General features: G+C 71.8%; 3 protein-coding genes and 1 pseudogene. 3 read left to right on the forward strand and 1 reads right to left on the reverse strand.

The window, feature by feature from the left end:
* Nucleotides 1–918, forward strand: a 918-nt coding sequence (gene trpD / locus ADBZ5U_RS14900; RefSeq protein ID WP_526811483.1) for an anthranilate phosphoribosyltransferase, incomplete at its 5' end; no start/stop codon positions are given.
* Here trpD and ADBZ5U_RS14905 read toward each other — a convergent pair.
* Nucleotides 856–2,679 (reverse strand): annotated as a pseudogene (locus ADBZ5U_RS14905) (DEDD exonuclease domain-containing protein); the annotation flags it as partial. The gene trpD and the pseudogene ADBZ5U_RS14905 overlap by 63 nt on opposite strands.
* Before the next feature lie 128 nt (nucleotides 2,680–2,807).
* On the opposite strand from ADBZ5U_RS14905, the gene ADBZ5U_RS14910 reads away from it, so the two are divergent.
* Together ADBZ5U_RS14910 and ADBZ5U_RS14915 are read left to right on the forward strand one after the other, a co-directional pair.
* Nucleotides 2,808–3,062, forward strand: coding sequence for a hypothetical protein (locus ADBZ5U_RS14910; RefSeq protein ID WP_526811485.1), 255 nt, complete (start codon nucleotides 2,808–2,810; stop codon nucleotides 3,060–3,062).
* A gap of 221 nt (nucleotides 3,063–3,283) precedes the next feature.
* Nucleotides 3,284–3,907 (forward strand): coiled-coil domain-containing protein (locus ADBZ5U_RS14915; protein WP_526811487.1); only part of this gene is annotated, 624 nt, incomplete at its 3' end.

The following is a 3,907-nucleotide window of genomic DNA, read 5'->3' on the forward strand; positions in this document are numbered from 1 at the left end:
GGCGTGTCGATGAAGATGAAGTGTCCGACCGCCGCCGAGGTGCGTGAACTGGCGGACACCATGCTGGCCTACGCGCTGCGGGTTCCCACCGACGTGATCGGCACCGAGACCGTGGACGTGGTGGGCACCGGGGGCGACGGCTCCAACACGGTCAACCTGTCGACGATGGCGGCGATCGTGGTGGCCGCCGCGGGCATACCGGTGGTCAAGCACGGCAACCGGGCCGCCTCGTCACGCAGTGGCGGCGCGGACATGCTGGAGGCGCTGGGGGTGCGCATCGACCTGGGTCCCGAGCAGGTGGCCCGGTGTGTGCAGGAGGTGGGCATCGGATTCTGTTTCGCGCCGGTGTTTCACCCGTCCTACCGCTACGCCGGCCCGCCTCGCCGCGAGATCGGCGTGCCGACGGTCTTCAATCTCCTTGGCCCGCTTACCAATCCGGCCACTCCGCGGGCGGGTCTGATCGGCTGCGCGTTCGGCGAGCTCGCCGAGGTGATGGCCGGGGTGTTCGCCGCACGGCGCGCCAGCGTGCTGGTGGTGCACGGCGACGACGGGCTCGACGAGCTGACCACCACCACGACCAGCACCATCTGGCGGGTGCGGGCCGGCACCATCGACAAGCTGACCTTCGATCCGCTGGGCTTCGGATTTCCCCGTGCGCAGGTCGCGGAGCTGGTCGGCGGCGATGCCGAAACCAACGCCGGCGAGGCCCGCGCGGTGTTCGGCGGGGCCGGCGGGGCGGTGCGCGATGCGGTGGTGCTCAACGCGGCCGGAGCGATGGTGGCCCACGCCGGACTATCCAGCCATGCCGAATGGCTGCCGTCCTGGGAGGACGGCCTGGCCCGTGCGGCCGAGGCCATCGACACCGGAGCCGCCGGTCGCATGCTGGACCGGTGGGCGCGTTTCACCCAGCAGCTCTGAGTCCCCGGCCCGCATGAGTTCGGCGGCGGCGTGGTGCGCCGAACGGGCCGCCGCGGCCCACCCCAGCCAGGGGCCTGCCGAGTGCAGTGGCGTTGCGAAACCGTCTGTGGCGCAGACGATCCGAACACCCGGCCCGTTCAGCCAGAGGGACAGCAGCGAGGTTTCCTCGACCAGCGCGCCGCCCAGCGGCGCGGGCTGTGGGAGCACCGCCTGGGCCCCGCTCAGCAGCGCCCGGACCACCGGCATCGGCGGCACTCCACGCCGGGCGCACCCGGCGGCGGCGAGCTGTCCGTGCCGCACCACCGCCAGTTGCCAGCCGCCCTGGCCGTCCGGCGCGGCGGCCACCAGTTCCTCGACGCCGGCCAGCGTGCGCAGTCGCTGGCCCCGCCACAGCACCTCCACCGCCGCCATGGTCAGGTCCCGCTGCCGGGCGGCGCTCTCGTAGCGGGCCGTATCGGCCAGTTCGGACACCCGCCCGACCGCCGCGGCCAGCGCGGTGCCGTCGAGGCCGTCGATCAGGTCGGCGGCCCGCCGCGGCGCCGGCGCGTACTGATCGGCGTTCAGGCCGCGGGCCGCGGCGCAGGGGGAGACCTCGCGCTCCGGACAGGCCGGCCCGTGGCTGCCGCCCCGTCCGATCCTGCTCGAGCAGGTCCGGACACCCGTGAACCGGGCGATCAGATCGGCGGCATCGCCGGCCTCGGCGCGGGACCGGAACGGGCCCAGCGCCCGCTCCTGGCGGGGCCCGCGGATCGCCGAGAACCGCGGGAAGGGCTCGTCGGTCAGCACCAGCCACCACCACCGGTGCGGAAACCGCGATCGGCGGTTGTAGGGCGGGGCGTGGGCGGCCAGCAGTCGCAGTTCCCTGACGCCGGCCTCCAGCGCGTGCGCGCACTCGACGTGATCGACCGCCGTGGCCAGCGCCACCATCTCCTTGATCCGGCCGCGCGGGTCCGCCCCGGTGAAGTACTGGCCGACCCGGCGGCGCAGGTCGGCGGCGGTACCGATGTAGAGCACCTCTTCGGACGGCCCGCGAAAGAGGTAGACCCCCGGCCGTCGCGGAAGCCCCTGGGCGAGAGCGCGTTTGGCGCGCTGGGCGTTGGTCGCGTTCGGCAGGTAGGACCGCAGTTCCGGGTAGGTCGTGACGCCCTGGTTGCCGACCCTTGCGATCAGCGCGTGCAGCACGTCCACCGTGGCGCGGGCGTCGTCGAGCGCCCGGTGGGTGGGTTCGGTGGCCGATCCGAGGAGGCGGGCCAAGGCGGAGAGTCGCACGCTCGGCGCCTCCTCCCGGGTCAGGACCCGGCGGGCCAGTTTGACGGTGCACAGCACCTCCGGGCGCGGCCAGTCGATGCCGCACCGCCCGGCGGCCGCGCGGAGAAAGCCGATGTCGAAGCCGGCGTTGTGGGCCACCAGCACCGCTCCGCGGGCGAACTCCAGGAACATCGGCAGCACGGCGGAGATGGCAGGAGCGTCGCGCACCATGGCGGTGGTGATGCCGGTGAGTTCGACGATCTGGGGCGGGATGCTGCGCTGCGGGTCGACCAGGGTGGCGAACTCGCCGATCACCTCGCCGCCGCGCACCTTGACCGCGCCGATCTCGGTGATCGCGTCGAAGTACCCGTCGGGTCCGGGTCTGGACCGCCCGCCGGTGGTCTCCAGGTCCACGACGACGAAGGTGGTCTCCCGTAGGGGGACCCCGCCGACGTCTGAGTGGGCGTCGGCGAACTCGCCGACATCGGCGAAGCTCAGTTGCAGGCCGGCCATGATCTTCAGACGCTAGGCGGGGATTCCGACAATCGGCGCCGGCGACACCCGCCGGGATTTTGTCGGGGGGTCCTCCTAACGTGCGTGGCGACCACTGCGACGAGCAGTTTCGCGGATGGAGACCGAAGATGCAGACCGAGATGGAGACCGAGATGGGACACCAGACGCCGGACCCCGACCAGCCGGTGGTCATCGACTGTGACGAGTGCGCCGTACGCGGGCCGGGGTGCCGGGACTGCGTGGTCAGCGTTCTGCTGGGGGTTCCGGAAACTCTGCTGCAGGACGAGCGGGCGGCGCTGGAGGCCCTTGCCGAAGCGGGGATGGCTCCGCGGTTGCGGCTGGTGCCCATCCGGCGCGAGGGCCGCCCGGGGCTGGCCGGGTAGCGCGAATCTGGCCCGATTCTTAATCCGCCCGATGGACAAAGCCGATGCCGTTTCGTAACCTGTTCGAGACCTAGGGCACACGGTCCGGCAGTTCGGCGAGGACGCCGACGACGGCAGTCAAAGGATGCGAAGTCTTGAAGCCTCACCCCAAGCCTCACCCCAAGCCTCACCCCGCGCTCGTAACCAGGTTGCTCTCCTCCAAGCCTCTTGTCGGCGCGATCGTGGGCATCACCGCTTTCGGCGCGGTGTGGAACGGCCCGGCGTTCGCCGATCCGGCCGAGGACACACTGGCCAAGCTGCAGGAACTTTCCCGGCAGGCCGAGCAGGTCACCGAGAGCATCCACTCGGCCGGACTCGACCTCGACAAGAAGCTGCAACTCCAGACCGAGGCGGACCAAAAACACGCCAACGACCTCGCCGCACTCGACACGGCCAAGCTCCGGCTGGCCGGCTACCAGGGTTCGGTCGACAAGCTGGCCGTCTCGATGTACATGGGCGGCCGTACCGACGGTCTCAACGCCATCCTGACCGCCGCATCGCCGCAGAACCTGATCGACAGACTCGCGGTTCAGCGCGTGATGGCCACCGAGATGGCCTTGCAGATGCAGGGCTTCCGCCAGGCCAACCAGGAGGCCACGGCCGTCGAGGCGGCCTCGGCCGAGTCCGCCGCCGAAGCCAGGGCCGTCGCCGACGAGGCTGCCGCCTTGCGTGCGGACCTGCAGCGCAAGCAGTCCGAACTGCAGACGCAGATCAGCGGGGTCAAGGCGCGCTACGCGAGGCTCACCGCGGCGCAGCAGGCGGCTCTGGCCGCGCCGGCCGCTCCGCCGCCGGCCGCGCTTGCCGCG

Origin of the sequence: Mycobacterium sp. (assembly GCF_040398885.1) — a bacterium.
Classification (GTDB): Bacteria; Actinomycetota; Actinomycetes; order Mycobacteriales; family Mycobacteriaceae; genus Mycobacterium.